Genomic DNA, 6028 nt, shown 5'->3' with positions numbered 1-6028 from the left:
GAGCCGTGAAGGCGAACATGGCGTTTTGATCGATTTGGTGCGCCGGGAGCGTGAAGCCTTAGCCCAGTCTCATGGTGAAGACGTGGAAATCATGTTTGCCGATGCCCGCTACGGCTTTATTCACGGCTTGCTTTTGGAAGCCCGCCAGCAAACGATGGACCCGGCGAAGCGGTTGCAGACCACACGCCTGTTGGATTCCGTCTTGCTGCACCGGACTTTGGGCATGCCGTTGTTTTTGGGTTTGATGTGGGTGATGTTTGAAACCACCTTCACCGTCGGCGCGTATCCTATGGATTGGATCGATTTAGGCGTGGGTTGGATTGCCGGTGTTGTGGGCTCGGTCATGCCTGATGGCATGATCAAAGACCTGTTGGTCGAAGGCATTATCGCCGGGGTCGGCGGGACCATTATCTTTCTTCCCAATATTGTCATTTTGTTCTTCTTTCTCGCGTTTTTTAGTGAAAGCGGCTACCTGGCGCGCTCTGCCTTTTTGTTGGACCGGGTGATGCACACCTTTGGCATGCATGGCAAAGCGTTCATTCCGTTGGTGATGGGCTTTGGCTGTAATGTTCCGGCCATCATGGCGACGCGCACCATCGAAAGTGAGCGCGCGCGCCTGATCGCCATTTTGGTCAATCCGTTTATGGCGTGCACCGCGCGTCTGCCGGTGTTTATTTTGTTTGCCGGTGCGTTCTTTGCCGAGTGGGCGGGGACCGTGGTGTTTTTGATGTATCTGTTGAGCATCTTGATTGCGTTTAGCGCGGCGGTGTTTTTGGGGCGCTTTGTGGTGCGGGGTGGCACGGAGCCCTTCGTTATGGAACTGCCGCCCTACCGCATGCCGTCTATGCGGGCGGTGCTCTATCACATGTGGGAAAAAGCCTCTGATTTTTTGCGCAAAGTGGGTGGCGTGATTTTGGTTGGCTCGACCGTATTGTGGTTCTTGCAGGCGTACCCTAAAGACGTCGATTGGACCCAAGACTATGCGGGCCAAATTGCCACGCTTGAAGCGGGTGTTCAAAGCGAAGTCCGCGATGCGGCGGTGACGAAGCTGCGCCATGAACAAGAACGTGAGCATCTGGAAAAAAGTTATCTGGGCCGCACGGCGCTCGCCGTTGCACCGGTGTTTGAGCCTTTGGGGTTTAATTGGAAAGACACCGTGGCGATTTTGACGGGGGTGGTTGCGAAAGAAGTGGTGGTGGCCAGTTACGCCGTCATTTATGCCCAAGGCGAGGACGCCACGGAAGAATCAGACAGCCTGCGCGATGCTTTAGCGGGAACCATGTCACCGCTGGTGGCCTTTGCCTTTATGGTGTTTGTTTTGCTTTATGTCCCCTGCCTGGCGACCATCGCGGTCATTCGCCGGGAAACGGGAAGCTGGAAGTGGGCGGGGTTCTCCGTGGGGTTTTCCATGTCACTGGCCTGGATCTTGGCGTTTGGCGTCATCACGATCGGGGGGGTGTTCGTCTAATGGACTATCAAGTGATTGAATCCGTCGTACTGGCGATCGTATTTGCCCTGTGCGTTTTGTACATTGTGCGCAAAGCCATCGCTAAATTTTCCAAAAAAGGTTCAGGTTGTGGCGGGTGCAGCGGTTGTGGCGCAAAACCTGAGGACCCCACTGTCAACATTTTTGACAAAAAAGACATGTAGTTTGTTTTGCGTCATTTTTGAACATAGTCCGATTCAATCATTGTAATGATCCTGCATTATTCACATTTTATACTGTACCGAGTATCATTATTCGTGAGTTGCTAGACTCATTATCACTCTTAGTTTGTCAATATGAAGGAGAGATCCCAATGAATATACTGATGAAAGCGAGCGTTGTCGTTGGTGCGACAGCCCTGCTGGCAGCTTGTGCTGGCAACTATAACATTGAAAAAGTTTCGATGATGCCTGATCAAGGGGGGGCCTTTGCTTCAGCCCTGCATAAGCACTACGTAGAGCACGCGCAATTTGAAAAAGGCGAAGGCGACTGGGCGTCGGTTGGCTTCTTCAACTCTCGCGCCGAAATGGCTGCGATGGGCAAAATCCCGACGGCACAAATGCCTTCAGAGCGTAAACTCAAAGTCGATGTCAACGCTATTGGACAGGCCAGCAACACTTTGATGGCGGCTTTGAAGACCAATGCACCGCAAGTTGCTCCCGATGCATGTGCCCGCGCGCAAACGTCCTTTGAGCATTGGATGGAACAGGCTGAAGAAGGCCATCAACCCGATCATATCGCCAACGAGCGCAGCGCGTTTGAAAAAGCGATGCCCGAATGCAAAGGCGAAATGGCGATGGCAATGCCGGCTATTCCGGAACCCTTTATTGTCTATTTCACCCACAACAGTGCTGAATTGACCTCTGCGGCGAACGCCATCATCGAACGTTCTGCTAAGGCGGCCATGGCTGCCAAAGTCAAACGTGCGGTTTTGATCGGTCATACGGATCGTTCCGGCAGCAACGCCTACAACATGGCTCTGTCGCAAAAACGCGCCGAAGCCGTGGCGAAGGCATTGATGTCGTACGGCTTGCCGAAGGCTGAAGTCCAGTCGTCACACGCCGGCGAAACCAGCCCGCAAGTCGCCACCGATGACGGCATGCGCGAACGCATGAACCGTCGCGTTGAAGTGGTGTTTGAACGCTAAAACCCGTTCATAGACTTTTCGATTAAGGGAGCCTCCTTGCAGATTGAGTTCTGTCAGGGGGCTTCTTTTTTGTGAGCTGCCGAACCACCGTTCGGCACCCTTTTAAGGACCAAGCATATGCGGACACTTCCTATCTATTTCCTCGCTGCGTTTGCGGAAATCGGCGGTTGTTTTGCGTTCTGGGCGTGGCTGCGGTTGGACAAGACGCCGTTGTGGCTGATCCCCGGCATGGTCAGTCTGGCGGCGTTCGCATGGGCGTTGACGTACATCAACACGGACTTGGCGGGACGCGCTTATGCCGCGTATGGCGGCATCTATATCCTATCGTCCTTGGTGTGGATGTGGGGGGTTGAAGGTTCGAAGCCGGATCGTTGGGATGGGATGGGTGCCGCCCTGTGTGTCATCGGTGCGCTGGTTATTCTTTTTGGTCCGCGCGGCGGCCAATAGGAGAGAATTCAGAAACGGAAATGGTATCACAAACGGAGATGGCTTGCGTCTAACAGCTGTAGGGGAGAGGAACACCTTTAACCAAAGAATGGAGACAGCTTATGGCCATGCCGACTCCCGTGAACGGAATGATCACGGACGCCGTTACTCAGGCAAACGTTTCAGTGTTGGGCGATGCCCCCGCGATGGCAATGGGGGCAATTTTTCAATCGCTCTCGCACTCGACGGGCATCTTGTTTGAAAACGCTGTGAGCTCACAGCAGCAACTCAATATCGCTGCTCAGGCTTCCACCAACCAGGGTGTGATTCAGATCTATTCCGTACCGCCGATGTCGGCTGCGGTTGCGACCTCGAAGATCGCCAACTCCGACGTGCCGGACAATATGCTGTCTTTGATGACGGCCCTGCGGGCAACCACGTCCTAAGTCCGGTAAAGGAATTTCTGGCCCGATGTCGGGGACGGGTCAGGTTTTCTTTTCCTCTTTCAGATTCAATAAAAAGATTCATTTTGTCCATCACAACTGTCCGCATCATACGTCATTAGCGTGATAGATCTGCACCACACAGCCGAATGGTTTGGCGACGGTGCTTGGCAGTCCTAAGCGATGAATGAGATCGAAAATGGCTCTACCCACTCCGGTAAACGGCCAAATCACGGATGCTGTCACCCAGGCCAACGTTAAGGTTCTTGGTGATGCTCCGGCCATGGCGATGGGTGCAATGTACCAATCGCTTTCACACTCTACCGGCATTCTTTATGAGAACGCCGTCAGCTCCCAGCAGCAGTTGGCGATTGCGGCACAAGCCGCGACCAACCAGGGTGTTATTCAAATCTACAGTGTCGACACCATGTCGGGGGCGGCCGCGACAGCCAAAGTTGCACAGTCGGATGTTCCCAACAACATGTTGGCTCTGTTGAGCGCACTGCGGGCTACAACAGTCTAAGTTCAGGCCCTTATTTTACGACCAAACCCGTCTCGCCCTGGTGGTTGGACGGGTTTGTTGTGTTTGGGTTAATGGATTGGAAATAAAAGATAAAAAAATACATGAATTGCATCACAAAGGGCCCTTGGAACCGTCAGTTTAGGGAAAGCAAGATGCAACCCAACGCATATTGGACTTGCATCACTCAGACAAGCAATCAGGTCTTAACAGGAGAATTCAAATGGCATTACCCACACCCGTAAATGGTCAGATCACCGACGCAGTTACCCAGGCAAACGTCAAAGTTTTGGGCGAAGCGCCCGCAATGGCAATGGGTGCTTTGTACCAGTCGCTGTCTCACTCTACCGGTATCTTGTATGAAAACGCCGTCAGTTCACAGCAGCAGCTGGCGATCGCTTCGCAGGCGGCCACCAACCAGGGCGTGATTCAGATTTACAGTGTCGATACCATGGCCGGTGCAGTGGCGACGTCGAAAATCGGCGGCTCCGATGTGCCCGACAACATGCTGGCTTTGATGTCGGCCCTGCGCGCCAGCACCTCCGGCGTCAGCTAAGCTCAATTTTTGCGGACCTGATGGCTTGCAAGAGCCTAAGGCCGCCGCAATCGACAGAGCCTATCTTTCGGTTGCGGCGGTCTGGTTCCTCAAAAATAAAATGCTTTTTGTTCACGAAGTGGATTTGTGAGCGTCAAGCACAGGGGAGAGGTCGATCAGGTTGTCGGCGCTCATGGCGAAGAAGCGCCGCCTTAGCAAGGTGCCACAGTACGGTTTAGGAGACGATAGATGGCGAACGTAACGACGAGTGGCCCTAAGTCAAAGGGAGCGGGACAAGGAACAAAGACCAGCGCCAAACCTGCTCAAAAGACGCCAACTGCAGAACCCGCCAGCCCTGCCGCCCCACCTTATGAAGATGATGATGACAATGATGAAGAGGTGTTTGCCTCTGACGCAGATGAGCTGGCTATGCTCAACCAGCGTGTGGCCGAAACGGAAGCCGCAGTCGAAGCGGCGATGGAAGCGAGAGCCGATTTTGTGGCCCGCCAGGCTGCCGTCCAGGCGAAGGCGCAATACCTGGCGCAACAAGCCGCCCTTGCCGCTCAGAAAAAAGCGCAAAGCACTTCACAAACAAACAATTCCAATCGGCAGGCAACTGCCGAACCGCCCACAAAGCCCTCAAAGGGATTTGCCAACGTGCAAGGCGATGGTGGTGATTACCTTGATGTGTTGACGCGGGTCTTCGAAGATTTGAACAACAACGATTGGGATGCGGATCAATTCAACAATGCGTCTCAGGGTGTGAGCATGGTGCTGGGTTCCGGCCCCGCATTTGCCGCCTTGGGATCGATGCTGGCCAACACCACGGCGCAAAGTTCGGTCTTGATGAACGCGACGCAGATGCAGCGCCAGCTCGACCAAGTGGGGCTGCTGTGTACCAGTGCGTGCGTGAAACAACTTTTGAACTTGAACAACAACAGTCACGATTCAGACTGAAACCAACGGATCGCGACTGGGGAGGCTGGTCATGTCGAAACGAACAGAACGAAGGCTGAGCAACACCAACGCCTTGATGATGGGCAGCGGGATCGGATTGGCGGCGCTGGAATCCATGTTCAACATGGTCAACACCCAGTCTCTTCTGGCCGCTGGCATGGTGCGTGATCACGAGTTGTCTCATCCCCTGCAGATGCAAGCGTTGGCCATGGCTTTGGCACAAATTCTGGCGGCCACCGAAAACTGCGGAGCCGTGGCCGTCGACATTCCCTATGCGAAAAAGCCACAAGCCCAAGAGGGGAGCGGTTCCAACACCAATACGGCCTCGTTCGGGGCGACCAACAATCTTGATGATTTGAAAAATTTGCTCAACAAAGGCGCTGCTGACCCAAATCCTTCATCTTCGGATCAACACTTGACGGCGGTCTTGGATATGCTGGGTGAACACATAAACGACCTCACCAAAAATTATTCGGAACTCAGCCAGAACACCATGACGGTGACGTGATATCCG

General features: G+C 53.8%; 9 protein-coding genes. All 9 read left to right on the top strand.

Annotated elements, in window-relative coordinates:
• Positions 1-1468, top strand: a 1468-nt coding sequence (gene feoB / locus BEN30_RS14485) for a ferrous iron transport protein B (protein ID WP_069959040.1), incomplete at its 5' end; no start/stop codon positions are given.
• Positions 1468-1650 carry a FeoB-associated Cys-rich membrane protein gene (locus BEN30_RS14480; protein ID WP_069959039.1) on the top strand — a complete coding sequence of 61 codons (183 nt, stop codon included), beginning with the start codon at positions 1468-1470 and terminating at the stop codon, positions 1648-1650. The genes feoB and BEN30_RS14480, both read left to right, overlap by 1 nt.
• A gap of 149 nt (positions 1651-1799) precedes the next feature.
• Positions 1800-2633, top strand: a complete 834-nt coding sequence (locus BEN30_RS14475) for an OmpA family protein (RefSeq protein ID WP_084005606.1) — start codon at positions 1800-1802, stop codon at positions 2631-2633.
• Positions 2634-2750: 117 nt separating this feature from the next.
• The gene (locus BEN30_RS14470) at positions 2751-3080 is read left to right on the top strand and encodes a YnfA family protein (protein WP_069959037.1); all 330 of its coding nucleotides are present in this window, start codon (positions 2751-2753) and stop codon (positions 3078-3080) included.
• 101 nt (positions 3081-3181) lie between these two features.
• Entirely contained in the window at positions 3182-3505 is a 324-nt protein-coding gene (locus BEN30_RS14465; protein WP_069959036.1) for a RebB family R body protein, read from the top strand.
• Between the two features lie 196 nt (positions 3506-3701).
• A complete protein-coding gene (locus BEN30_RS14460) occupies positions 3702-4025 on the top strand; it encodes a RebB family R body protein (RefSeq protein ID WP_069959051.1) in 324 nt (107 codons plus the stop codon).
• Between the two features lie 220 nt (positions 4026-4245).
• The gene (locus tag BEN30_RS14455; protein WP_069959035.1) at positions 4246-4578 is read left to right on the top strand and encodes a RebB family R body protein; all 333 of its coding nucleotides are present in this window, start codon (positions 4246-4248) and stop codon (positions 4576-4578) included.
• 228 nt (positions 4579-4806) lie between these two features.
• The gene (locus BEN30_RS14450) at positions 4807-5514 is read left to right on the top strand and encodes a hypothetical protein (protein ID WP_069959034.1); all 708 of its coding nucleotides are present in this window, start codon (positions 4807-4809) and stop codon (positions 5512-5514) included.
• Positions 5515-5545: 31 nt separating this feature from the next.
• Positions 5546-6022: a hypothetical protein gene (locus BEN30_RS14445; protein WP_139135049.1), complete on the top strand. Its 477-nt coding sequence runs from the start codon at positions 5546-5548 to the stop codon at positions 6020-6022.
• Positions 6023-6028 lie beyond the last annotated feature (6 nt).

Source organism: Magnetovibrio blakemorei, from assembly GCF_001746755.1.
Lineage (GTDB): Bacteria > Pseudomonadota > Alphaproteobacteria > Rhodospirillales > Magnetovibrionaceae > Magnetovibrio > Magnetovibrio blakemorei.
Note: the sequence above shows the minus strand (reverse complement) of the source record. Positions and strands in the feature narration are given on the sequence as shown.

Excerpts from the sequence above, each read along its gene's own strand:
- BEN30_RS14460 (WP_069959051.1), top strand. The coding sequence starts at position 3,702 with ATGGCTCTACCCACTCCGGTAAACGGCCAAATCACGGATGCTGTCACC.
- BEN30_RS14445 (WP_139135049.1), top strand. The coding sequence starts at position 5,546 with ATGTCGAAACGAACAGAACGAAGGCTGAGCAACACCAACGCCTTGATG.
- BEN30_RS14475 (WP_084005606.1), top strand. The coding sequence starts at position 1,800 with ATGAATATACTGATGAAAGCGAGCGTTGTCGTTGGTGCGACAGCCCTG.
- BEN30_RS14470 (WP_069959037.1), top strand. The coding sequence starts at position 2,751 with ATGCGGACACTTCCTATCTATTTCCTCGCTGCGTTTGCGGAAATCGGC.
- BEN30_RS14450 (WP_069959034.1), top strand. The coding sequence starts at position 4,807 with ATGGCGAACGTAACGACGAGTGGCCCTAAGTCAAAGGGAGCGGGACAA.
- BEN30_RS14480 (WP_069959039.1), top strand. The coding sequence starts at position 1,468 with ATGGACTATCAAGTGATTGAATCCGTCGTACTGGCGATCGTATTTGCC.
- BEN30_RS14455 (WP_069959035.1), top strand. The coding sequence starts at position 4,246 with ATGGCATTACCCACACCCGTAAATGGTCAGATCACCGACGCAGTTACC.
- BEN30_RS14465 (WP_069959036.1), top strand. The coding sequence starts at position 3,182 with ATGGCCATGCCGACTCCCGTGAACGGAATGATCACGGACGCCGTTACT.